Source organism: Candidatus Equadaptatus faecalis (genome assembly GCA_018065065.1).
Lineage (GTDB): Bacteria > Synergistota > Synergistia > Synergistales > Synergistaceae > Equadaptatus > Equadaptatus faecalis.
Map to the genome: position 1 here is coordinate 1 of JAGHTZ010000051.1, position 23,351 is coordinate 23,351.

General features: G+C 48.1%; 19 protein-coding genes and 1 tRNA gene. All 20 read right to left on the reverse strand.

Translation table 11 applies throughout. The annotated features are described in order from the left end of the window. Positions 1 to 10: 10 nt before the first annotated feature. Positions 11 to 88, reverse strand: a tRNA-Pro gene (locus KBS54_03950). 37 nt (positions 89 to 125) lie between these two features. Next, positions 126 to 1,112, reverse strand: coding sequence for a threonylcarbamoyl-AMP synthase (locus KBS54_03955; protein ID MBQ0055283.1), 987 nt, complete (start codon positions 1,110 to 1,112; stop codon positions 126 to 128). Continuing rightward, positions 1,105 to 2,229 carry a tRNA guanosine(34) transglycosylase Tgt gene (gene tgt, locus KBS54_03960; GenBank protein ID MBQ0055284.1) on the reverse strand — a complete coding sequence of 375 codons (1,125 nt, stop codon included), beginning with the start codon at positions 2,227 to 2,229 and terminating at the stop codon, positions 1,105 to 1,107. The genes KBS54_03955 and tgt overlap by 8 nt, the downstream gene beginning before the upstream one ends. Positions 2,230 to 2,242: 13 nt before the next feature. Then, positions 2,243 to 3,031 (reverse strand): TatD family hydrolase, encoded by a 789-nt coding sequence (locus KBS54_03965; protein MBQ0055285.1) that lies wholly within the window; start codon positions 3,029 to 3,031, stop codon positions 2,243 to 2,245. A gap of 5 nt (positions 3,032 to 3,036) precedes the next feature. After that, entirely contained in the window at positions 3,037 to 4,986 is a 1,950-nt protein-coding gene (metG, locus tag KBS54_03970; protein ID MBQ0055286.1) for a methionine--tRNA ligase, read from the reverse strand. 20 nt (positions 4,987 to 5,006) lie between these two features. Next, positions 5,007 to 5,819 carry a 16S rRNA (cytidine(1402)-2'-O)-methyltransferase gene (gene rsmI, locus KBS54_03975; GenBank protein ID MBQ0055287.1) on the reverse strand — a complete coding sequence of 271 codons (813 nt, stop codon included), beginning with the start codon at positions 5,817 to 5,819 and terminating at the stop codon, positions 5,007 to 5,009. A gap of 11 nt (positions 5,820 to 5,830) precedes the next feature. Further along, positions 5,831 to 6,544, reverse strand: a complete 714-nt coding sequence (locus tag KBS54_03980; GenBank protein ID MBQ0055288.1) for a methyltransferase domain-containing protein — start codon at positions 6,542 to 6,544, stop codon at positions 5,831 to 5,833. Continuing rightward, positions 6,544 to 9,963: a chromosome segregation protein SMC gene (smc, locus tag KBS54_03985; protein MBQ0055289.1), complete on the reverse strand. Its 3,420-nt coding sequence runs from the start codon at positions 9,961 to 9,963 to the stop codon at positions 6,544 to 6,546. The genes KBS54_03980 and smc overlap by 1 nt, the downstream gene beginning before the upstream one ends. Next, a complete protein-coding gene (locus KBS54_03990; GenBank protein ID MBQ0055290.1) occupies positions 9,938 to 11,443 on the reverse strand; it encodes an Rne/Rng family ribonuclease in 1,506 nt (501 codons plus the stop codon). Before KBS54_03990 ends, smc begins: the two co-directional genes overlap by 26 nt. Positions 11,444 to 11,456: 13 nt before the next feature. Further along, positions 11,457 to 12,062, reverse strand: a complete 606-nt coding sequence (locus KBS54_03995; protein ID MBQ0055291.1) for a TIGR03936 family radical SAM-associated protein — start codon at positions 12,060 to 12,062, stop codon at positions 11,457 to 11,459. Continuing rightward, complete coding sequence (locus KBS54_04000) at positions 12,055 to 13,827, reverse strand: TIGR03960 family B12-binding radical SAM protein (GenBank protein MBQ0055292.1); 1,773 nt, start codon at positions 13,825 to 13,827, stop codon at positions 12,055 to 12,057. The genes KBS54_03995 and KBS54_04000 overlap by 8 nt, the downstream gene beginning before the upstream one ends. Positions 13,828 to 13,918: 91 nt before the next feature. Next, positions 13,919 to 15,028, reverse strand: a complete 1,110-nt coding sequence (gene rodA, locus KBS54_04005; protein MBQ0055293.1) for a rod shape-determining protein RodA — start codon at positions 15,026 to 15,028, stop codon at positions 13,919 to 13,921. Then, positions 15,028 to 16,920 (reverse strand): penicillin-binding protein 2, encoded by a 1,893-nt coding sequence (mrdA, locus tag KBS54_04010; protein MBQ0055294.1) that lies wholly within the window; start codon positions 16,918 to 16,920, stop codon positions 15,028 to 15,030. The genes rodA and mrdA overlap by 1 nt, the downstream gene beginning before the upstream one ends. Beyond that, the gene (locus KBS54_04015; GenBank protein ID MBQ0055295.1) at positions 16,913 to 17,383 is read right to left on the reverse strand and encodes a hypothetical protein; all 471 of its coding nucleotides are present in this window, start codon (positions 17,381 to 17,383) and stop codon (positions 16,913 to 16,915) included. The genes mrdA and KBS54_04015 overlap by 8 nt, the downstream gene beginning before the upstream one ends. Then, positions 17,384 to 18,097 carry a rod shape-determining protein MreC gene (locus tag KBS54_04020; GenBank protein ID MBQ0055296.1) on the reverse strand — a complete coding sequence of 238 codons (714 nt, stop codon included), beginning with the start codon at positions 18,095 to 18,097 and terminating at the stop codon, positions 17,384 to 17,386. Between the two features lie 75 nt (positions 18,098 to 18,172). After that, positions 18,173 to 19,228 (reverse strand): rod shape-determining protein, encoded by a 1,056-nt coding sequence (locus KBS54_04025; GenBank protein MBQ0055297.1) that lies wholly within the window; start codon positions 19,226 to 19,228, stop codon positions 18,173 to 18,175. Positions 19,229 to 19,331: 103 nt separating this feature from the next. Continuing rightward, positions 19,332 to 19,994: a DNA repair protein RadC gene (radC, locus tag KBS54_04030; GenBank protein MBQ0055298.1), complete on the reverse strand. Its 663-nt coding sequence runs from the start codon at positions 19,992 to 19,994 to the stop codon at positions 19,332 to 19,334. 2 nt (positions 19,995 to 19,996) lie between these two features. Next, complete coding sequence (locus KBS54_04035) at positions 19,997 to 20,626, reverse strand: MBL fold metallo-hydrolase (protein MBQ0055299.1); 630 nt, start codon at positions 20,624 to 20,626, stop codon at positions 19,997 to 19,999. A 5-nt stretch (positions 20,627 to 20,631) separates the two neighbouring features. Further along, a complete protein-coding gene (dtd, locus tag KBS54_04040) occupies positions 20,632 to 21,075 on the reverse strand; it encodes a D-tyrosyl-tRNA(Tyr) deacylase (protein ID MBQ0055300.1) in 444 nt (147 codons plus the stop codon). Between the two features lies 1 nt (position 21,076). Further along, positions 21,077 to 23,341, reverse strand: coding sequence for a bifunctional (p)ppGpp synthetase/guanosine-3',5'-bis(diphosphate) 3'-pyrophosphohydrolase (locus tag KBS54_04045; GenBank protein ID MBQ0055301.1), 2,265 nt, complete (start codon positions 23,339 to 23,341; stop codon positions 21,077 to 21,079). Between the last annotated feature and the right edge of the window lie 10 nt (positions 23,342 to 23,351).

The window sequence follows — 23,351 nt, forward strand, 5'->3', positions numbered from 1 at the left end:
TGTTTTCAACTGGTCGGGGCGAGAAGAATTGAACTTCCGACCTCTTGGTCCCGAACCAAGCGCGCTAACCAGACTGCGCTACGCCCCGACGAACCAGTGCATTATAGCACTCGTTTTTCTGCCCGTCAATTACCGGCTGCACGATTTAATCTGTCTTTTATCGCAAGTCCTATGCCTTTTTCGGACGGAATTTCGGCAATTATTATTTCCGCGCCGGATTTTTCAAGCTTTCTGAGCGCTCTGAACACTTCGTGCGCGTATTCTTCTTCGCTTTTGAAAATAAGTTTTTTAACGGGATTGCCGGATATTTCCGACGTTCCCATCCACGCGTATTTTCTGCCTTGCGCCGTTTTTTCCGCGTTTTCTGCTTTTGCAGGCAGAAGCGGAAGTTTCGGCGCATAGTGGCGGTATCTTGTGCCCGGAGAGCGTTTGATTATGTTTTTGTCCTGCGGAAACAAAACTTCCAGTCCGAGCGCTTCTTCTATTTTTTCTTTCGGCAGTCCCCCCGCGCGAAGCAGTACGGGACTGCTGCCCGTTACGTCTATTACCGTTGATTCCACGCCGATTTTTGTTTCGCCGCCGTCAAGCACCTGCGCAACTGCGCTGCCCAGATCGCCGCGTACCGTCTGCGCGTCCGTCGGGCTGGGGCGTCCGCTTTTGTTTGCGCTCGGCGCCGATATCGGCAGATCTGCCGCACGGATAAGTTCAAGCGCAATTCTGTTGTCGGGCATTCGCACGGCGGCTGTTTCAAGCCCTCCACGCGTTGCGTACGGCACGATTTCTTTTGCCGGAAGCACTAAGGTAAGAGGTCCCGGCCAGAATTTTTCCATAAGCGTGCGCGCCATTCCGTTCATTTCGACAACTTTTTCCGCCATTTCAACCGAGGCCACGTGAAGTATCAGAGGATTGTCGGACGGGCGTCCCTTTGCCTCATAGGTTTTGCGGACAGCGTCCGCGTCAAGAGCGTTCGCGCCCAAGCCGTAGACTGTTTCCGTAGGGAAGGCTACAAGCTTTCCGCCACGTATAAATTCCGCCGCGCGTTCAATTTCCAAGCGCTCGGTTTCCGTTGTCTGCGAATATATTTTTTCAAGCCGCCGTTCAATTTCAGTCATTAAGATATGCCCCGTCCATGAACGTTTCCATGAAGTTTCTGCGGAACTGCGCAAAGCGCCCGTCTATTATCGCCTGTCTTGCTTCGGCGACAAGGTTCACGAGGAAATGAACGTTGTGCAGGCTGCAGAGTCTTGCGGCGAGTATTTCTCCCGCCGTGTGGAGATGGCGTATGTAGGCGCGCGTGTAGTTTCTGCACGCATAGCATTCGCAGTGCGTATCCATAGGCGTAAAGTCGCGCGCGTATTTCAGGTTTTTGAGGTTCATTCTGCCTTCGTGCGTGAATACCGTTCCGTTTCTGCCGTTGCGCGTCGGAAGCACGCAGTCGAACATGTCTATTCCGCGTGCTATTCCTTCCACAAGGTTCGTAGGAAAACCTACGCCCATGAGGTATCGCGGCTTTTCTTTCGGAAGTTCCGGCACGGTACAGTCAAGTATGCGGTACATTTCTTCGTGTGATTCGCCTACTGAGAGCCCCCCTATTGCGTAGCCGGGGAAGTCAATTTCCTGAAGCAGATGCGCACATTCTATGCGCTGTTTTTCAAAGGTGCAGCCCTGAACTATTCCGAACAGCGCCTGGTCTTCCCTGCCGTGAAATTCTTTGCAGCGTTTTGCCCAGCGCACGGTGCGTTCCATTGATTTCTGCGAGTAGTCCTGTTCTGCCGGAAGCTTTACGCACTCGTCAAACGCCATAATAATATCGGCTCCGAGCTTTTCCTGTATCGCTATTGAGTCTTCGGGGCGCATAAAGTGTCTGCTTCCGTCTATGTGGGAGCGGAATTCAACACCGTCTTCGGTTATTTTTCGCAGATCGCCGAGCGAGAATACCTGAAAACCGCCCGAGTCCGTCAGTATCGGGTGTTTCCAGTTCATAAAGCGGTGCAGCCCTCCGGCTTCGGCAACGATGTCTTCTCCGGGGCGCATATAGAGATGATAGGTGTTTGAAAGTATAATCTGAGCGCCAAGAGCTTCAAGTTCTTCAGGGATTATCGCCTTGACCGTTGCCTGCGTTCCGACAGGCATAAACACGGGAGTTTTGATAATTCCGTGCGGTGTTGTAAATTCCCCTGCCCTTGCCCCTGTTTCTTTGTCTTCCGCGATTATTTTGTATTCAAACATAGTTGTCTCCCGATTACCATTTAAACAAATTCCGGCAGTTGTTTTCAACTGCCGCGGAAAAAGCTTCAAGTTCCATGCCTTTCAGCTCCGCAAGGCATTTGTAGACCTCTGCGACGTACGCCGGCTGATTGCTTTTTCCCCTGTACGGTACGGGCGCAAGATAGGGCGAGTCTGTTTCGCAGAGTATTCTGTCAAGCGGTATCCGCTTCGCCGTTTCGCGGAGCGCCGCAGTATTTTTGAAGGTAATTATTCCGCTGAACGAGATATAAAAGCCCAGTGACAAAGCCTGCTCTGCCTCGTCATAATTTCCGCCGAAGCAGTGAATTATGCCACCGCATTTTTCCGCTCCGCGCGTGCGCAGAATTTCAAGCGTGTCTTTCATTGCGTCGCCGTCTTCTTTGTTTTTGGCGTCCCTGACGTGAACCACAACGGGCTTGTTTTCTTCAACAGCCCATTCAATCTGCTCTGCGAACAGTTTTTTCTGCAGCCCGCGCGTCTCGGATACGTAGTAATAATCAAGCCCGATTTCGCCTATTGCGACAACTTTTCCGCACTGCGAAAGCTGTCTGAGTTCGCTTGAAATTCCGTCAGGCATTTCTTCAGCGTTTTCCGGATGCAGTCCGACTGCGGCATAAATTTCTTCGTACTCTGCCGCCTGACGAATCGCGTTCAAGCTGCTTTCATAATTGCAGCCTGCATAAAGCATCCGACGGACGCCGTTTGCCGATGCCGTTTCAAGCATTTGGCAGAGTCCGTCGGGAAAATATTCCGGGTCGAGATGGCAGTGCGAGTCTATCAGCAATGCTTTTATCCTATTCTCGTACCTGCCGGAATCGTATCGTCCATAACCGTGAGGAGTGTAAGCTGCTCTTCCTTGGCGGTCGCGGCTGCCAAAAGCATGCCGTTTGACGCGTTGCCGCGGATTTTCGCCGGTTTGAGGTTGCAGAGCACAACAATTTTTTTGCCGATTAAATCTTCAGGCTTGAAGAATTTGCGTATGCCTGAGACTATCGTACGCTTTTCGTAGCCGAGGTCAATGCTTATAAGATAAAGCTTGTCAGAGTTCTGCGCCGGTTCGACCTTTTCCACGACCGCAACCCTGAGTTCCTGACCTGAGAAGTTTTCTATCGTTGTTTCTTCTTCATGCTTTCCGTAATCTCTTGCCGCCGCGGGGTTCTGCTTTGCAAGACGAGCCGCGTCGCGGACTTTTCTTTCTTCCGTCCATTTTTCGACGTCAATGCGCGGGAAAAGTATTTCTCCTTTGGTGACTGTGACATCAAAGTTACTGCCCCATTTCCATTCTGCGCGCGCGCCGTCAAAGAGCGAGCCGGACAGCCCAAGCTGCGCATAGGTTTTCTCTGCTGCATAGGGCATGAACGGAGCGATAAGTACCGCCGTTAATCTCAGCGCTTCCCAAAGAGTGCGGAGAACGGCGTCAAGGCGTTCGACGTTTCCTTCTTTGCCGAGTTTCCACGGCTCTGTTTCGTCAATATATTTGTTGCAGCGGCTTATGAAAGCCCAAATTGTTTTAAGGGTGTCGTCAAAGGCAAATTTGTCCATAAGTTCTTCCGCTTTGGCAAGCGTTTCTTCAGCCATTGACTGTATCTCTTTGTCAAGCCCAGTCTGAACAACGTTCTGCGGCAGTCTGCCTTCGCGGTATTTGACAAGCATCTGCGTGCTTCTTGAAAGCAGATTGCCGAAGTCGTTTGCAAGGTCGGAGTTGATATGCTGAACCATGGCGGCTTCCGCAAAGTCACCGTCCAGTCCGAAAGGAACCTGACGGAGAAGGAAATAACGGAACGGGTCAACCCCGTACACGTCAACCATTTCAAACGGGTCAACAACGTTGCCGACGGATTTTGACATTTTAGCGCCGTCAACCGTCCACCAGCCGTGCGCAAAAACGCGTTTCGGCGGCTCGATGCCAAGCGCCATAAGCACTGCCGGCCATATTACGCAGTGGAAGCGGATTATGTCTTTGCCGACGAGATGATTCGCCGCCTGCCAGTATTTTTTCAATTCTTCGCTGTTTTCACCGCTGCTCAGCGCCGACACGTAGTTAAGCAGGGCGTCAAACCACACGTAGATAACATGTTTGTCGTCGCCGGGAACGGGTATGCCCCATTTAAGCGTGGTGCGCGATATCGACTGGTCGCGCAGTCCCGATTTTATATAGCTTATTACTTCGTTGTAACGCGATTTAGGCATAATCGCGTCAGGATTTTCTTCGTAATACTTGAGAAGCTTCTCTGCGTATTTTGACTGCTTAAAGAAATATGTTTCCTCTTTCATTCTGACAAGAGGCCGGTGGCAGTCCGGGCAGGTATTGCCTTCGCCCATCTGAGCGTCTGGAACATAGGTCTCGCAGGGCACACAGTACCAGCCTTCATATTCGCCTTTGTATATGTCGCCGCTGTCGAGCAGCTGTTTAAAGGCTTTCTGCACAAACTCAACGTGGCGGTCGTCTGTCGTGCGGATAAAATCGTTGTTGGATATGTTCAGCACTTTCCAGAGCTTCTGGAAATTCTGGACGACTTCGTCACACAGCTCTTTCGGTGTTATGCCGCGTTTTTCAGCAGAATTCTGTATTTTCTGCCCGTGCTCGTCTGTTCCTGTCAGGAACCATGTTTTGTCTCCGCCCGAACGGTGCCAGCGGGCAAGAGTATCAGCCGCGACCGTCGTGTAGGCGTGGCCTATGTGCGGAACGTCGTTGACGTAATAGATTGGTGTTGTGATATAAAAACTTTTTTCGGACATAGCAATGCCTCCCAAAATTATTATGCTTCCAGAAGTGTCTTCTTTATCTTGTTCGGGGCGGTCCCGTATTTTGCCGCAATTAAGTTTACGACATTTTTTACTGTTTCTCCACCCCTGTACAGTTTTTTTGCTTCTTCAAGCCATTCGGTTTCGTCGGAGGATTCTTCGCTGAAACCTTCAACGACGCAGACAAACTCACCGCGCATCCGTTCTTCGATCAGCAAGTCTTTGAAGCCGAGCAGGGTCGAAGCAATTGTTTCCTGATGTATTTTTGATATCTCGCGTACAAGCGACGCTTTTCTGTCACCGAGCACCGATGCGATAAGTTCAAGTTCCCTAAGCAGCCTGTGCGGCGCAACGTAGAAAACAAGCGTGTTTTTAATTTTTGCAAGCTCTGCGAGCCTGTTTTTCTTTTCACTCTCTTTGCCTTTCAGAAAACCTGCGAAGGTAAAGCTTTCCATGCCTATTCCGGACAGAAGCAACGCCGGAAGAAGCGCGTTGGCGCCCGGAAGTACGTCAACAGGCAGCCCGTTTTCAAGCATGTATTTTACGACTTTGCCGCCCGGGTCTGACAAACCCGGGGTGCCTGCGTCGGAGACAAGCGCTGTGTTTTTGCCGCTGCGCACAAGCGCTGCGATTTCTTCGCAGCGTTCCGTTTCGTTATGCTCGTGGCAGGAAATCAGCGGCTTTTTTATGTCGTAGTGATTGAGCAGCTGCAGTGTATGGCGGGTATCCTCGCACGCAATAACGTCGGCTTCACGCAGTATGCGCAAACCTCTGAGCGTCATGTCTTCCAAATTTCCAACGGGCGTCGGGACAACTGTCAGCGGCATTTTTATCTCCTTTACAGCGAGTAATTTTCAAGCATTTCTTCTGTTTCTTTTCCGTCCGCGTCAAGAACAAAAAGCGGGGGCAGAACGGACGTTCCTTTTTTTGCGGCGCGTACAGCTTCTATCAAAACCACCGAGGCTTCCGACCGCGGTTTCGGATAAACAAAACGGACTTTTTTCACACTGATATTGCTGTTTTCAAGCAGTTCAAAAAGCTCTGCCGAACGCTGCGCGGCCATAATAATATTAAGTCTGCCCCTGTTTTTCAGCAGATAGCGCGAGGCTGAGACAACGTCCTCAAGGCTGCAGTCCGTTCCCTGACGTGCTGATGCCACGGCTGACGACGGACTTACCCTGCTGCTTGAAGCCGCCTCAAAATACGGCGGATTTACCACTACTCTGTCAAAGCTCTGCGGAGCGGCTATTTTTTTGTATTCCTTCAGGTCTGCCGCTTCAAATTCAGCGCTTACACCGTTGAACGCGGCGTTTTCTTTCGCCAGCTCAATCAGGTGCGGCTGAATGTCTATTCCTTTAACGGCAAAACCGCGTTTTGCGAGTATCAGAGAAATTGCCCCGTGCGCACAGCCGAGTTCAAGAATTTTTTCATCTTTTTTCGGCGATACAAAATGCGCCAAAAGTATCGTGTCAATATTGACGCGAAGCCCTTCTTTGGCGTCAGGCTGTCTGATTTTCAGAGCGCCGCGGAGCAGTTCCTCATATTTTTCCATTACGCCCAGTCTTCCATGCGGACACCTACGACCTGAGACAGTCCGGGTTCCTGCAGGGTTACGCCGTACAGAACATCAGCGCGTTCCATCGTAATTCTGCGGTGCGTCATGCAAAGTATCTGTCTGCGCTGTGCGTATTCCTTTACAAGATTGGACAGTCTGCGCAGGTTGACTTCGTCAAGGGCGGCGTCAACCTCGTCAAGAACTGCCATAGGGCAGTTGGCGACTTCCATTGAAGCAAATAGCAAAGCTATTGCCGCAAGCGATTTTTCGCCTCCGGAGAGCTGTGCTATGCCGAGCGGATGCTTTCCGGGCGGACGGGCGATTACGTCAACACCCGTTTCCCATATCGTCGGTGCGTCGGTCATTTCAAGGTGCGCCTCTCCTCCGCCGAACAGCGTACGGAAAATCGAGCAGAATTTGTCGTCAACCTGCTGAAGCGCGTCAGTAAATATCTGCTGTGCTTTGTTGTCCGCTTCGGTAATAAGGCGGTTGAGTTCGTCCGCGCTCTTCTTGACGTCGGACATGTGCTCTCCCATAAAGCCGAGTCTCTGCTGCAAATTGTCATCTTCGGAGAGAACACCCATGTTAACGTCACCGTACTGCTTTATTTTTCTGTCTCCGTCGCGGATTTTTCTGCGGAGTTCCTCAAGGTTCACGTCATCAGGAAGCACTTCGCTGCCAGGGTAAGGGTATTTTTCTTCCCAGCTGGAGATCATTTCTTCGATTTCTTTCTGGAGCGCCTCGCGTTTGGCTTCCACAGAGGCATATTTGTCCATTGCGGCGCGCATGCGCAGTTCGGCATTCTGTATGCGTACCGTGCAGTATTTATGATTTTCCTCAAGCTTTGAATAGCCGCCTACGCGCCTGTTTATCTCGGCAAGCAGTTCCTGTCTGCGGTTATGAATATTAAGACATTCTTTGCCTATCTGCGACAGTGCCGCTTTGTCCTGAAGACATCTGTAATCAAGCTCGGAAAGCTCTTCGTCAAGCGTTCCTATTTTTCCTTCTTCGGAGCGTATTTCATTGTTTATACGCTCAATAAGAGCAAAACGGGCACTTGCGCGTTCAGCCGCGACCGCGACCTCCGAGCGCAGCTTTTCGCGTTCTTCAATAAGCTTGCGGTCATCGTCCACTTCGCCCTGTTCGTCCCAGCGTCTTTCTACCTCTTCCATTGCGGTGAGAATTTCCTGCCAGTGCTGGCCTTCGCTTTTTATTGATTCGAGTATGCGTGCCTTTTCGCCTTCCATGCGTTTCTGTTCTTTTGCATAGCTTTCCCTGCGGTCTGCAAGCAGGGCGATTTTGCCGTCAAACTCACGGATTTTTCTCGTGTATTCTTCGTTCTGCTCGGAAACCTTCATTTCTTCGGCTTCCTGTTTCTTGTATTCCCTGCCAAGTTCTTCAGACATGCGCGAAGCATCTGCCGCTTCTTTTTCAAGCACCGAAAGCTGCGCTTTCAGTTTGATTGCGCGTCCGCTGTCCGTGCGTTTTCCTCCGGAAACCGTGCCTCCGGGCTGGAAAACGTCGCCCTCCAGAGAGACGACAGGCCCTCTGAAGCCTTCACGCACCAGCTGTTTACCGGTATCGAAATCTTCAACCACCAGGAGATCGCCCATAATGTGCTGAATTGCAGGAAGCCAATGGTCTTCAACCTGAATAAGGTCCATTGCCCAGCCGACAACTCCGCGCACCGGCATTGCAAAATCCATATTTGGGAAACGAGGCTTGCAGCGTTCGAGAGGCAGACAGGTAACGCGGCCTCCGTTGTTCTGTTTCAGTTTGTCAATACAGCGTCCCGCTTCTTCGATATTCTCGACAAGCAGATGGAACTGCTTTGCTCCGAGAAACGCTTCGAATGCTGTTGAAAGCGAATTTTCGCAGCTGAAAACGTCAATAACCGCCCGCGGCACCGCGTTCAGTCTGTTCAGTTTTGCAGCTGAAAGCAGAAACTGTACAGGCCTCGGATAGATGTCGCCCTGAAGCGCGTCCATAACTTCATTAAGCTTTGAACGAGCCTGTGAAGCGGTGCGCCTTGCCTGCTGCAAATCGGAAGCAAGCTGCTGCACGCGGGCATAGAGTACGCCGTGTTTTTTCACAAGCTCTTCCTGCTCTTCAAGCAGGGCATCGCGCTGCGCTTCGTTTTTCCTGATTTCTTTGTCTATATCTTTTCTTTGGTCTTTTTCTTCGCTCTTTTTGTTTTTGAATTCAAGAACTTCCCTGCCGAGGAAATTAAGCTTTGCTTTCAGTTTTTCAAGCTCCGCCTCAAGATTTCCGCGTTCGTTGTTAAGTTCTTCTCGTTCTGATTTCTGCTCTTCAAGCTTTGCGTTAAATTCGGTCCATTTCTTTTCAACCGCTTCCAGCGCTTTCTGACTTTTCTGCAGCGCCGCGGAAGCTTTCTGATTTTCTTTCTGATTCTTTTCCTGATCCGCAAGCAGTTCGTCCAGATGCTGTTTCGCTTTTTCAAGGTCTTCCTTCGCCTGAACAAGACGTCCTTTGGCGGAACGCAGCGACGAAGCGGAAGCAACGCCCGATTTTGTCAGACTCTCAAAACGGTTTCTGCACTGTTCAAGCTCCCACGTCTGCTCTTTCTGCGACCTTGCAATTTCTTCCAACTGTTTTTCTTTGGCGGCGCAAAGATTTTTCCATCTTTCAATCCATGCGTTTAATTCCGCTTTTATTCTTTCTGCCTGTGAATTTGCGTCCGCTATTCCGGCAAGTTCAGCTTCCGAAGAGGCGCGGCGCATCCAGTAGAGCATGCGTCTGTCGTCCTCTATGCTGTCCATTATCTCTTTCAGTTTTCTCGCCTTGTCAACCTCAGGCTTTATCTCTTCCCTGCGCGTTTCAAGCTCCGACATGAGATTTCTGATCTGGTCGTATTCTTCTTTAACCGTTACGAGCCTGTCAGCGGCGTTCATACGTTTTTTGCGGTAAATTTCCGTGCCGAACAGCGCTTCAAGACGTTTTCTTCTTTCCGCAGGACGTTCCTGTATTGCTTCCGCAACTTCACCCTGACCAATAAACGCGAAACGGTCGCCGTCGAGTTTCCAGCGTGTTTTCATTTCCTCAAGGTCTGAAAGATTGCATTTCGCTCCGTCAATAAAAAGCGAAGTCGCTCCGTCAGGTGCCGTCACCCTGCGTTTTACTATGCTGGTGCCGTCTTCATCACGGAACTGCAGAACAACTTCTCCCTCTTTCGCTTTGCCGAGACTGGCAGAACCCTGGAAAAGAAGATCGCTCTGTCTGGTTATGCGAAGTCTGGCGGCAGAACTGTCGCCAAGCGACCAGCGAAGAGCGTCCAGCAGGTTGCTCTTTCCGCTTCCGTTAGGTCCGACTATTGCCGTTAAACCGGGCGGCAGAATCAGATCATGTGCTCCGCCGAAGGATTTAAATCCCCTAAGCTGAAGGCGTCCTATATACATTTGACCGGTTCTCCTTTTTCTGCATTTCAATTATTCTGCGTTCTGTCTGTTCCATGGTGCCCTGCATGTCAAGCCTGTATTTTCCCCACTGAATATCCGTGTTTCCATAAAGTATTATTTTCTTTTCAAATTCCTCTTCCCACGAGGAGAGTACCGTCTCGGCTATGTATTCCGCCACCGTCCGGAAACACTCAAGCAGAAGCACTTCGTCTTTTGAATCGCAGCAAATCTTGCGGATAAAGCGTTTAATGCGCATGGCAACGCTTTCCTCTTTTTCAACGGTGCCGAGTCCTGTACAGCGGGGACATACGTGCATCATTTCAGTATAAAGATCTAGACGCGCGCGTTTACGCGTTATTTCGACAAGCCCGAGGTCGGTTACCCCGTGAATCTTGACTTTGCAGCGGTCTTCCTTAAACTGCCTGTTAAGCTCCGCCACAAGCATGTCGTTTTCTTCTTTTGTCGCCATGTCTATAAAATCTATTATAACTATTCCGCCGATTGCGCGCAGCCTTAATTGTCTCGCAATTTCGGAAGCTGCTTCCATATTTGTTTTAAAAACAGTATCGTCCAGATTTTTAGAGCCGGTAAATTTGCCCGTGTTAACATCTATGACCGTCAGGGCTTCTGTCTGGTCGATAACAAGATATGCTCCCGACGAGAGCCACACCTTTCTTTCCTGAGCTTCAAGCAGCTGTTTTTCAATGCCGTACACGTCAAAAACAGGCGCTGTGCCTCCGTAATACGTTACGTCAATTTCTTTGCCCGGCATAAACTGCTTTACACACGTCTTAATATTTTCGCAGTCTTCTTCGGTGTCAACCACTATTTCACATATATCGTCATTCAATTCGTCACGCAGCACTCTTTCGAGCAAGCCGGGCTCTCTGTGCAGAAGGCACGGTGCAGAATTCTGTGCTGCGTCTGCCTGTATTTTCTCCCAAAGCAACGTAAGCTCGCGAATATCAGAAAGCAGCGCTCCCTTTTCGGCATTAACAGCAGCGGTTCGTATTATCACACCACAGTTCTCGGGTTTACACTCTCTCAGTATATCACGCAGACGCTCGCGCTCAGCCTCGTCTTCAATGCGTTTTGAAACACCGGTTTCCTTCCCGCCGGGTATTAGGACAAGATATCTTCCGGCAAGCGATAATCTGGGACTGACGCGTGCCCCCTTGTCTTTCCTTGCATTTTTGACAACCTGGACAAGCATATCCTTTCCGGGTTTGACATCAATGCCGCGTGCGTCCGCAAGATAAAGAAAACCGTTTTTTCCGTCACCGAGATTCAAAAACGCCGCATGCATTCCCTGAAGTACATTGTCAACCTTTGCCTTGTATATCTCATTTGTTCTTTGATGGTCCATGCTGCGTTCAATAAAGAAATCGCAAAGTTTGCCGCGTCCGTCAAGAATGGCAATTCTGGACTCTTCCGCATCAAGAAGATTGGCTATAATCTGTTTCGGCGCTTTTTCTCCCATTATGCAGCCCCAATCAAACAAGCGGCAGAAGCTGCTGTCCTGCTTCGTCCCACGTGCCTATTTTCTCGCGCACCATGTACAAATCAGCCCATCCGGAAATTATTCCGGCTTCCTGCAGTGTTTTCACGAACAGCGATCCTCCGCAGCGGTTCAGCTCGCCTACGACAAGCGTTATAACCCCGTTGTTTTCTTTTGAAAACCAAAGCGGTCCGATATTTTTTACGGCGTTTTCCAGCAACGCTTTTGCTTCCGCCGGAAGCTTTTCCGACACACCTGAAATGCGGTACTGCGCTGCTGTCGCAAATTTTGCGAGACCTGCTCCCTCTTCAAGCTCTGCACATCTCAAAATGCGCAGTCCTTCCGGAAGCTGTTCATTCCAAAGCTGCATACTGTTTTCGTTCCAGTCCTCAAACCAAAACTCTGCAGGCTCTTCACAGCCGACGACACTGATTGCAAGTGCCGGGCCGAGACTCATGTGAGGATGCGGCGAAAATCCCTGCGTGTACTCAAGAGAAAGCCCTGCACGCCTTGCAGCACGGGAGAATACATTCGGCAGGTCCATATGATTTACAAACGTAAACCAATCTTTTTTTTCAAAGATTATTCTTATTCTATGCATTGCAGTTACCCGTTCCGACCTTTCCCTGCCATCCGCATCCGTTGCATCCTTTTCTGCAGTCTTTAGTTACAATGCCATTCATGGCATTATCCCTTTCGCGGAGCAGATACTGTTTTGAAACTCCGCAGTCTATATTCTCCCACGGCAGTTTTTCGTCAAGGCTTCGAGCTGCAACGAATTTATCCGAGTCGATGCCTAAATCGGCAAAGACCTCCATCCAGCGGTCGAAATTGAAATATTCTGTCCAGCCGTCAAAGCGCTGACCTCTGCGCCACACTTCTTCAATAACCGGAGCAAGGGACGAATCTCCGCGTGCAAAAACACCTTCAAGATAGGTCTGTTTCGGTTCATGATAGGCAAGCGATATTTTCTTGCTGCGTATCTGATGTTTCACCCAGCTGCCTCTTTCGTGCAGGCTTTCCCTGTCTAACTGCGCTTCCCACTGGAAAGGCGTATGTCCTTTGGGTACAAAACCTGCAAGCGAAACACTGATTTCTCCCTTGCGCTTGTATTTGCGGGCAACAGTCAAAGCCTGTCCGCAAATATCCAGTATGCCGGACAAATCTTCTTCCGTCTCCGTAGGAAGTCCCATCATGAAATAGAGCTTCACTCTGTCCCAGCCGTTTGCAAAGGTCTGTTCAAGGGCATTGGCTATATCGTCCTCCGTAACTCCCTTATTGATAACGTTGCGAAGTCTCTGCGTTCCGGCTTCGGGCGCAAACGTCAGTCCGCTTTTGCGCAGAGCATGCAGTTCGGCTGCAAGCTGAACGGAAAAAGCGTCAACGCGAAGACTGGGCAAACTCAATTTTGTCTGCTGCTTTTCAAGCTCCTGAGTAATGCTGCGAATAAACGGCAAAAGCCCTGTCCAGTCACAGGTAGCAAGCGACAGCAGACCTATTTCCTCCCAGCCCGTGTTTTTGAGCAGAAGGTCTGTCTGCTCAAGGACTGACTCAACCGAACGTTCTCTTACCGGCCTGTCTATCATTCCTGCCTGACAGAAACGGCATCCCCTGGTGCAGCCTTTGAACACCTGAAGCGTAATTCTGTCATGCACTATGCTTGTATTCGGCACTATCATTTTGGTATTGAACCAGACATCGTCAAGCTTTTCCGCTATTCTTCTGCGAACAGGCTTGTCCGGCGGGTACATCGGAACGTACACACCCTCAATTTTCGAAAGCGCTGCAAGTTTTTCCGTTCTGCTTCTGCCTTTAAGTTCAAACAGTATTTGATAAACTTCCGGATTTACTATTTCGCCGTCGCCTATTATGAAAGCGTCAAAAAACGGCTCAACCGGCGCAGGCGTCAAAGCACAGGGACCTCCGGCAATTACAAGCGGGTCGCTGTCCTTCCGTTCGTCTGCATAATGCGGGATATTTCCCAAATCAAGGATTGTAAGCACGTTTGTATAGCATAACTCATACTGAAGAGTAAAAGCTACAACGTCAAACTCCTTAATCGGTCGTTTGCTTTCCAACGCCCATAATTCGGTGTTTGTATTGCGCAGCGCGTCTTCAAAATCGGGCCACGGCGCATAGACACGTTCTGCGTCTGCGAACGGAAGTTCTTTCGTCAGACCGTAGAGTATCTGAAAACCGAGATAACTCATCCCAACTTCGTAGACGTCAGGGAATGCATAGCACACCCTCAGCAGATTTCCATCTTTAACACTACCTGTCCCGTATTCACAGCCTATGTAACGGGACGGTCTTTTTACGCTTGATAGAATTGCTCTGCGCGGATCCTGACAAAAAACTTCAGACATAAATCTGTCTCCTTATGAAACGGCTGCCGTGCAGACAGCACACGTTTCATCAATTTTTTATAAACAGAATTTCTGCTTGTAATTTTAAAATTTAAAAACGCTCTTTGGCAAGCGAAATTTCCACGCTCTGCACAAGAGCAAGTCCTGCGAGAACCGCAAGCAGCGAACTGCCCCCATAACTGAACAGCGGCAGAGGAAGCCCCGTAACCGGCGCAAGTCCCATGCACATTGCGATACTCTCAGTCATCTGAAACCACAGCCAGGCGGCAATTGCAGTACACAATAGTCTGGCTTCAGGATCCCTCGTACTCGTTATTGCCTCAATTATCTTCCAAAGCAGCAAAGCATAGAGTACCAACACAAAGAAACAGCCGACAAAACCAAATTCCTCGGAAAAAACTCCGAAAATAAAATCCGTATGCGGTTCGGGAAGAAAACGAAGTTTAGACTGCGTTCCGTTTAAAAAGCCTTTTCCGAAAATTCCTCCGGAACCAACAGCAATGCGTGACTGTATAACGTTATAACCTGCACCCTGCGGATCAACTGAAGCATCGAAGAATACAAGAATTCTCATTTTCTGATACGGTTTAAGCATAAGCCATCCCACAGGCAGCATTGCTATACCGGCACCCATGATTCCGAACAAAAATTTCGCCGGTGCCCCCGCAACGATAAGAACCGCAAAAAACATTACCGAATAGACCAAAGCACTGCCGAAGTCAGGCTGAAGCAATATAGGCAGAAGGAAACACAGCGAGATTCCGAAAACAAGCGCTATCCCTTTAAGGTCGCTCGGCGGGAACATGGTGCAGCATTTTGCAAGCAGCAGCGCAAAAGCTAGTTTGCCTATTTCTGACGGCTGCAATCTGATAAATCCAAAATTAAACCAGCTCTGTGCGCCCTTTGAGGTATGCCCCACAATAAGCACCAAAAGGAAAAGCAGTATGACAATGACCGAAAGCGAAAAAGCAAGCTTCAGCATATTTTTGCAGCCGATTTTTATAATGAGGAAATAGACGACAAAACCAATCAGGCCAAAAACAAGCTGTCTGATCATATACGGAGAACTATGCGTCTGAAGCGAGTAGCTTGCACTGTAAATTGCGGCAGCGCCTAACAAAAAAAGAATTACCGCCGCAAAAAACATATATCTGTTCAAGCCTCTTTTTATATCCAGCCAGCTGTTTTCAAATACCTGCATCAGTTCTCATCTCCGTTCGCAGCTGCATCCTGTTTCACAGGACGTTCGGAATTCTGTATTTTTACTGGTTCGGAAGATGTTTTTTTCTGCTGCTGATTTTCCTCTGCGCCGTTGGACTGAACATGTTCTTCGGCTTCAGCATCTTTGTCTGAAATTTCTTCTTCTTTGTGGTTAATCAGATAATTCAGCATTTTACCTACCATAGGTCCGGTTACCTTTCCGCCGCCCTTACCGGCTTCGGCGATAGCAACAACCGCGTAGCGCGGATTGTCAACAGGCGCGTATCCTGCAAACCACGCATGGTCTGCCCCCTGAGAGTTTTGGGCTGTACCGGTTTTTCCGGCAACACGCACACCGTACTCGGAAGCGGCACGGCCTGTACCTATGCTGCCAACTTCCTGCAAACCCTGCTGCAAAATTCTGAAAATATCGTCTGATAAATCTACTTTTTCATATTCCACAGGGAACTCAGAATTTATTTTCGGACGGAACAGTTTTCCTTTGCTGGCAACAGCTGCATACACCCTTGCTACCTGAAGCGGGGTCATAAGAAGATACCCCTGTCCTATTGAATAGTTGACAGTATCACCGCCGTACCAGCTTTCTTTTATCTTTTTCTTTTTCCATTTCGGACCCGCAAGTGTTCCGGAGCTTTCGGAAGTCAAGTCAATACCCGTTTTTTTGCCGACTCCGAATTTTGAAGCCGTTTCAATCAGTCTGTCTATACCTAAATTCCACGAGGTCTGATAAAAAAACACGTCACAGGAGTCGCGCAATGCCCTGATAACAGTTTCGTTGCCATGCCCCGCATGGTTCCAGCAGCGGAATTTTCTGTTGCCGAGTTCAAAATATCCAGGGCAATGTACAACGGATGAAGTCGTTATTTTTTTGTTTGACAGACCTGCAGACGCCGTAACTACTTTAAACGTGGAGGCAGGAGGATACGCTCCGGAAATAGCTCTGTTCATCATTGGACGCGAACGCTTGTCGAGCAGCGCCCCCCACTCCTGAGCGGTTATGCCCCAGGTAAGGGGATTCGGATCATAAGAAGGCGACGAAACAAGACATTTGACAGAACCGTCGGTAACGTCCAACGCTACAATAGCCCCGCGGAAATCCTGTAAAAGCTTCGAAGCATAACGCTGTGCGCCAAGATCTATTGTAAGTTTTATGTTTTTGCCTTTTATCGATGTAGTGTAGCTGATTTCGCGAATCTGTTTTCCTCTGGCATCAACTTCGATAACCCGTTCGCCGGGCATACCATGAATTTCCTCTTCGTACCAGGCTTCAATTCCGTTTTTGCCTATGTGATCCCCGCCCTTGTATTCCGGATGCCTTTCAAGTTCTTCTTTAGTAATTTCAGCAACGTATCCGACAACATGCGCAACGTCTTTTCCAGCCGGATAACTTCTTTTCCAGACAGGAGTAAGAAAGAGCAGTTCGCTGAAGTTTTTATCCATGATAAGCTGAGTTGCCTGGGCAAAAGTAAGATTGGAGGCAATGGTAATTGCACGGTACGGAGCAGAGTACTGCTTCTGAACTTTGTCTTTTATTTCAGCTTCTGTAACTGGAATACCGCCGTGTTTCAAAATTGACGCAACAATTTTTACTTTTTTTTCATCCATCAAATCCAAAGGATAGCCGCTTATATTAAAAGTTCTCACATTAACGGCAAGAGGGGCCCCGGCAGCATCCGTAATCGTTCCTCTCGGAGGTAGGATTCGAAGGATGCGCAGTCTGTTCCGAGATGCAAGTTTGACATATTCGTTGCTCTTAATTATCTGAAAAAAAATCAGACTGCACAGCAACCCCAGAAAGGTAGACAATACTGCCCCTCGCAATACCCAGAATCTTTTTTCAAGGCTAAGTTTGTCGTACTGTATACTAGACATGTCTGTATATTGCCTTTTTGTGGACAAGACCCAAAAGCATAATAAATGCGACTCCAACCAGCTGCTGTATTGCAAAAAGCCGCAGCGTGGTCATACTGGTAGCCGTCCAAAACATCGCGTGAACCGCAGCAGACAGAATTTGCACTGCAAGTGTACAGGCAATGAAACTTTTGGTATTTCTGCCTTGTGCAGGGATTAAATGCCAAACTACAAACACCAACGCTAAAAGCGCTCCGTTTAGTGCAGCCGTTAAACCCGGGAGATTTGTCCAGCGCAAGTCCCACAACAGACCGCCGACAAAACCGGCTGCAATATACCAGCTCAAGGAGTGTCTGTGTTCGTTTTCAGGCCGCAGTCCGGCAAAAACAAGAGACAGCAGAAACAACTCAGGAACAAGAAAAATTCCCATAAAAACAACCTGAATAATATCCTGCAACAGCCATATAAGAACCGAAAGAATCATCTACATATCCTCCGAATAAACTTCTACGTTATAGAGCTGAGTCAAATGTGCACCGGCTGCAACCTTGAACGGGACATAACCCTCTTTGGCTGGTTCCCTGCCTATAATATGACCTATCATAAGCCCTGGAGGTATCTGGTCACCTATCAGTGATGTCGAAATTCTCATATTTTTCGTTACATATCTGTCGCTTGGTATATACAGCATATTCAAATTTCCCTTATTGTCGCCGGTTATAACGCCAAGATCCCTCGTATCATCAATAACTGCAGCAATAAGGAATGAGGAGGAAGTAATAAGTTCAAACCAGGCTGAATGCTTCGACACACGGCTTATTCTGCCTACAAGATATCCGTCAGACATAACGGCCGCGCCCTCAACAACTTTATCCGCGCTGCCCTTGTTAATTTTGGCTTCGCTCCACCAGTTTTCAGGGTAGCGCAGAATCACGCGTGCAGGAATATAAGACGACTTGGCCGCCGGCACGCTAACATTCGCTTTCTGCAGTGCCTCTGCCTGAACACGGTTCAGGGCTTCAAGTCTCGCAAGCTGCTGCTGAAGCGTTTTTCTTTCCAAAACCCAGTTGCTTCCGTATTTTACAAGGTCTCTTGTGACTGAAAAGGGATATTCCGGGATGTACAATAGTTTGTTAACGCTGTCAATGGCAAAGTAACGCACGGCAGGAACAAAGTTCATCACACAATACAACAGCATACCGAGTGCCAGTGAAATGATGCCGCAAACTGCTGCTTTAAAATCTTCGTTGACTACATTATGCATAATTGAAATCTACAAATCGTGGCGTTCAAGCGTTATTCCGTGAGATTTGATGTTCACTCTTGATTCAAGATAGTTTCCAAGACCTATGGCAGCAGAATAAAGCGGCTGTTCCGCAATATGCACAGGAACATTGAGAGCATCCGCCAAACGCATATTAAGCCCGCGAAGAAGGGCACTTCCGCCTGTCAGCACTATACCCTGATTTGCTATGTCACGAACCAGTTCAGGCGGCGTTTTTTCAATAGTCGCTCGTATTGTGTCTTCAATTTGCGTAATAATAGCATCAAGCGAATCTCTCACATCGACGGAAGTGATATGCGCAGATTTTGGCAGCCCGTCCAAGAGGTCTCTGCCCTTAACGTCCATCTGCAGTTCCTGTTCAAGCGGAAGAGCTGACCCGATTGCAATCTTTATCTCTTCTGCAGTGCTGCTCCCGATTGCGAGCTTATAGTTCTGGCGCATCATCGAAATAATCGCCTCGTCCATGGCATTGCCTGCAACTCTGATCGCCTCGTTCAACACTATTCCGCCAAGTGAAAGGACCGCAACCTCGCAGCTTCCTCCGCCAATATTTACGATCATGTTTCCCTGCGGCTCGTCAATGGGAAGCCCTATACCGATAGCTGCCGCCAGAGGTTCTTCAACAACGTAAGCCTCTTTGGCCCCGGCTGCCAGTGTAACTTCAACAACCGCCCTGTTTTCAACTTCAGTAACGCAGGCAGGCACACAGACGGCAACTCTCGGATGCGAGAACATACTTGTCGATTCGGTGGCAACACCCATAAAATGGCGGATAAGGTGCTCCGTCATCTCAAAATCAGCGATAACCCCATTTGACAAAGGCGAAATCGTCGCAATTCCAACCGGCGTGCGGCCTACCATCTTTTTTGCTTCCGTTCCAAACGCTATTATTTCGCGTATACCCTTGCGTCCCACCTTACGGACGGCAAGGACAGAGGGTTCGTCAAGAACAACCCCTTTGCTTTTGACATAAATAACAGTATTTATTGTTCCGATATCAATACCAATTTCATTATTAAACACCTGTTTGTCAAATCCAAACATTTTGCCACCAACCTTCATTCCAGTGTCCGCAAACCGCTATCTAACGCGGACAGTCAGTAATTGTCTCCACAGACTATTATCGCATTATTTTCTGTTTTTTGCATTATGAAATTAGCAATATTTTACTGTGTGCCGTGATATAGTGCCCTTTAAATTTAATTTCCAGGGTCTTTAGTCCCTTGCGGATAAATTCGGTCAATTCCTTGTCCTCAGTGCTTGCCGCCAGTATGCCGTTCGGATGGTTGTGCATAACAATCACACTGTGCGCATTCACCCTTACCGCTCTGCGAAAAAGCAGCGGCATATCAAGAAATGCACCGTTTAATCCGCCGTATGAAACTGTCTCTTCTCCAACCACTTTTTCCTGCTTGTCCAAAAACAGTGCGTAAATTTCTTCACGGTCCAGATAGCCCATTCTGTCAGCCTGAAATTTTAATTTATCCTGCCAGCTTTCTCTCTCTTCTCCGTTATGAATTCTGGCAATACGAAGCCCAAGTTCCAAAACAGCGGCAAGCGTCGTAGCTTTGGCGTTTTTAATTCCGTCCTCAGTTTTCAATTCCGCAGCAGATAATTTGCATAAGCCCTGCAAACCACCGTTGTCTTTCAAAAGTTTTGTCGCAAGTTCAATCACATTGCAGGAAGGTGTGCCGGTACGCAGCAGAATCGCGATGAGTTCTGCCGTAGACAGTTTGTCTGCCCCGTATTTCAACAGTTTCTCACGCGGCATTTCATCTTCCGGCATATTAAGACGTTTAAGATTTGTCATATCTATCTCGGCCAGTACGGATTGTACTTTTTTTCCTTACCTATGTTCGTAGCCGGTCCGTGTCCGGGGCAGGCTTCCAAATCATCAGGAAACCGTTCAAGCTTGCGCAGTGAGTTTATCAGAACAGCTTCGTCACCACCGGGCAAATCTGTGCGTCCGATGGAAAGTTCAAACAGCGTGTCACCGCACAGCAAAATTTTATCCGCGCCGTCTTCAACATAGAAACATACTCCGCCCAGAGTGTGCCCCGGAGTATGAATGACTTCTATTTTTAAGTTGCCAACCGTAACAATTTCTCCGTCCGTAAGCAGTTTTTCCGCTTCAGGAAGCGAAAAAGCCTTACCGAAGGCAAAAGACAAATTCTTATCCGGATTTGTGAGACAACAGGCATCATCAGTGTGAATGGCGACACCGTACTTCGACAATTTGCGTACATCAGGAATTCCGCCTATATGATCTGCATGTCCGTGCGTAAGCATAATGTATGCAACATCAATCTTATTTTCTGTAACAAAATCCGCAACATACTCAGCAGGCCCGCCAGGATCCACAATTATGCCTTTTTTGTTATCATCCCAGAGAATATAACAATTTGTCCAAAGTTCACCCAGCGGAAATCTTTGTATATTCATCCAACTCACTCCTTGGTGTCAAGCATTATCGTAACCGGCCCGTTATTGCACAGACTGACTTTCATTTCAGCCTGAAATATTCCATTCTGCGTTTTGATGCCAAGTGCCTGTACAGCCTTTGTAAAGCGGTTATACATATCCTTTGCAAATTCAGGTTTTGCCGCCAGATGCCAGGACGGTCTGCGTCCTTTTCTGCAGTCGGCACAGAGAGTAAACTGTGAAACTATCAGCATCTGCCCGCCGATATCAAGCAGCGAACGATTCATTACACCGTTTTCATCATCGAAAATGCGTAAATTGCATATTTTTTCCGCGAGTTGAGTTAAATCTTTTTCCGTATCGTCTTCAACAACTCCGAGCAAAACGCACAGCCCTGCATCTATTTTACCTGTAATTTTGCCGGCTACTCTGACTTCGGCATAATCGACTCTCTGCAGCAACGTTTTCATTTTATCCTCTCAGCACCTCTATAATTCCGCTTATTGAATTTATTTTGCCAATAATTTCGTATAGCTGTTCTATATTTTTAACTTTTATTTCCGCTGTAACACGCATACGCATATTATTAACTACATTCGCATTAATCCCGGCAAGCGAAGCACCAAGATTGCTTATGCTCTGTACTATGTCGCCTACAAGATTTGCTCTGTCCACACCTTCTATACGAAGTCTGGCAATATACTGTTTGTTGCGCGGCATACCCCAAGATACGGGAACAAGTTTGTCTTCGTCTTTTGCCGTAATGTTCACGCAGTCTTTTCTGTGTACCGTTATTCCGTGCAGCTGTGATACGTAGCCCACGATCAAATCTCCCGGGACAGGGCGGCAGCACTGCGCAAGCGAAACAAAAACGCCGTGGGCTCCATCCACAATAATTTCAGAGTCAGATTCTCTCTGCGGAGTACCGGATACAGGAATAGGAAGTTCCCCTTTAATTTTACTGGCATTGTTTTTCAGTCTTGAGAAAACTCCCTTAGGCGTAACATTTCCGCTTCCTACAGCAACGTACAAATCTTCTAAATTCAGCATTCCCATATCGCGTACAACCTGATTGAGCTGAGCAGACAGTTTTTCAAGCGGCTCCGTATCCTCGGGATTTCTCCGAAGCGCTTCCTTTTCCAGCAGCTCTTTTCCGCGTTTGACTTTTTCTTCCCTTTCCTGCCTGTCGAACTGTCTGAACCACTGCTTTATCTTTGTCCTGGTACGCGTGGACTTTGCAATCTTCAGCCAGTCTCTTGAAGGTTTCGCCGTGGGAGATGTCATAATACTTACAATATCTCCGTTTCGCAGAACATAGTCCATAGGAACTATTCTGCCGTTAACACGCGCCCCAACGCATTTGTGTCCTATTTCCGTATGAATGGAATAAGCAAAATCTATAGGCGTAGATCCAATAGGCACGGAAACAACTTTGCCTTTGGGAGAAAACACAAATACCTGCGCAGAAAGGACATCTGTTTTAAGTGTATCAAGAAAGCTGCTGTCAGTCTCGTCGCTGAGTTTTGCTTCTTCAAGCGTACGTCTTATCCAGGTCAGCTGCTCGTCCATTACGTCAGTTTTAATGCCGCCTTCTTTGTAATTCCAGTGAGCGGCTATACCATATTCGGCATAATAGTGCATTTCCCATGTTCTTATCTGTATTTCAATCGGCTCTCCGTCAGGACCGACAACGGCTGTATGAAGTGACTGGTACATATTGCGTTTAGGATTTGCGATATAATCGTCAAACTGTCCCGGTATTGGTTTCCACATTGTATGAACAATACCAAGAACCTGATAACATTCAGCAACCGTCTGTACAATAACGCGCAGCGCAAGCAGATCATACAGTTGATCCATTGCTATATTTTTACGCTGCATTTTTTCGTATATGCTGTAAAAATGTTTTGGTCTGCCCTTAAGAGTTGCAGGAACTTTTTCTTTTTTTAATTTCTCTGAAAGTACCTCAAGCGCATTTGAAATAATCTGCTCCCGTTCAGGCAGTTTTTTGCGCACTCTCTGCTTTATTTCCTCAAACATTTCAGGGTCAAGTACTTTGAACGACAAATCTTCCAACTCGCGTTTAATCTGGTAGATTCCGAGTCTGTGAGCAAGAGGCGCATATATTTCAAGAGTTTCTTTGGCTATTGCAAGCTGCTTTTCACGCCTGTGAGCCGAAATTGTACGCATATTATGGAGTCTGTCCGCAAATTTGATAAGAACAACGCGTATGTCTTTCGCCATAACGACAAACATCTTGCGGAGGTTTTCCGACTGATAATCTTCGGCCGACTTGAAAGGAAGTTTTCCCAGTTTAGTTACCCCGTCAACGAGAGTAAGCACGCTCTCGCCAAAACGGGCAGCTACATCATCTGCCTTAACCGGAGTATCTTCAAGAACGTCATGCAAAAGAGCTGCGATTATAGCATCACAGTCTATTTCCATTGCAGAAAGAATAAGAGCTACCGTAACAGGGTGGAGCATATACGGGTCACCGCTGTAACGCATCTGTTTCCCGTGTGAGTTCGCGGCAAAAACAAACGCCTCTCCCGTCTTTTTCATTTCATCCGCGCTGAAATACTCTGTCAACTTGTCCCAGAGCGCGATCCAGCGCTTATGAAAAACATCAGAGTCCCTTTGGTACTCAGGAATACTCAGCCAATATTCTTTTCTGAACTGTTTGCTTTCTTCTTCACTGGAAAATGCGCGAGAAAGTTTTGCGGGTTTGTCACCCATGGTAGTTATT

Excerpts from the sequence above, each read along its gene's own strand:
- KBS54_03995 (MBQ0055291.1), bottom strand. The coding sequence starts at position 12,062 with ATGCATAGAATAAGAATAATCTTTGAAAAAAAAGATTGGTTTACGTTT.
- smc (MBQ0055289.1), bottom strand. The coding sequence starts at position 9,963 with ATGTATATAGGACGCCTTCAGCTTAGGGGATTTAAATCCTTCGGCGGA.
- KBS54_04020 (MBQ0055296.1), bottom strand. The coding sequence starts at position 18,097 with ATGCTGTTGTATTGTGTGATGAACTTTGTTCCTGCCGTGCGTTACTTT.
- tgt (MBQ0055284.1), bottom strand. The coding sequence starts at position 2,229 with ATGTTTGAATACAAAATAATCGCGGAAGACAAAGAAACAGGGGCAAGG.
- radC (MBQ0055298.1), bottom strand. The coding sequence starts at position 19,994 with ATGACAAATCTTAAACGTCTTAATATGCCGGAAGATGAAATGCCGCGT.
- mrdA (MBQ0055294.1), bottom strand. The coding sequence starts at position 16,920 with ATGTCTAGTATACAGTACGACAAACTTAGCCTTGAAAAAAGATTCTGG.
- KBS54_04025 (MBQ0055297.1), bottom strand. The coding sequence starts at position 19,228 with ATGTTTGGATTTGACAAACAGGTGTTTAATAATGAAATTGGTATTGAT.
- KBS54_04000 (MBQ0055292.1), bottom strand. The coding sequence starts at position 13,827 with ATGTCTGAAGTTTTTTGTCAGGATCCGCGCAGAGCAATTCTATCAAGC.
- KBS54_03955 (MBQ0055283.1), bottom strand. The coding sequence starts at position 1,112 with ATGACTGAAATTGAACGGCGGCTTGAAAAAATATATTCGCAGACAACG.
- KBS54_04015 (MBQ0055295.1), bottom strand. The coding sequence starts at position 17,383 with ATGATTCTTTCGGTTCTTATATGGCTGTTGCAGGATATTATTCAGGTT.
- KBS54_04035 (MBQ0055299.1), bottom strand. The coding sequence starts at position 20,626 with ATGAATATACAAAGATTTCCGCTGGGTGAACTTTGGACAAATTGTTAT.
- dtd (MBQ0055300.1), bottom strand. The coding sequence starts at position 21,075 with ATGAAAACGTTGCTGCAGAGAGTCGATTATGCCGAAGTCAGAGTAGCC.
- KBS54_03990 (MBQ0055290.1), bottom strand. The coding sequence starts at position 11,443 with ATGGGAGAAAAAGCGCCGAAACAGATTATAGCCAATCTTCTTGATGCG.
- rodA (MBQ0055293.1), bottom strand. The coding sequence starts at position 15,028 with ATGCAGGTATTTGAAAACAGCTGGCTGGATATAAAAAGAGGCTTGAAC.
- KBS54_03980 (MBQ0055288.1), bottom strand. The coding sequence starts at position 6,544 with ATGGAAAAATATGAGGAACTGCTCCGCGGCGCTCTGAAAATCAGACAG.
- rsmI (MBQ0055287.1), bottom strand. The coding sequence starts at position 5,819 with ATGCCGCTGACAGTTGTCCCGACGCCCGTTGGAAATTTGGAAGACATG.
- KBS54_04045 (MBQ0055301.1), bottom strand. The coding sequence starts at position 23,341 with ATGGGTGACAAACCCGCAAAACTTTCTCGCGCATTTTCCAGTGAAGAA.
- metG (MBQ0055286.1), bottom strand. The coding sequence starts at position 4,986 with ATGTCCGAAAAAAGTTTTTATATCACAACACCAATCTATTACGTCAAC.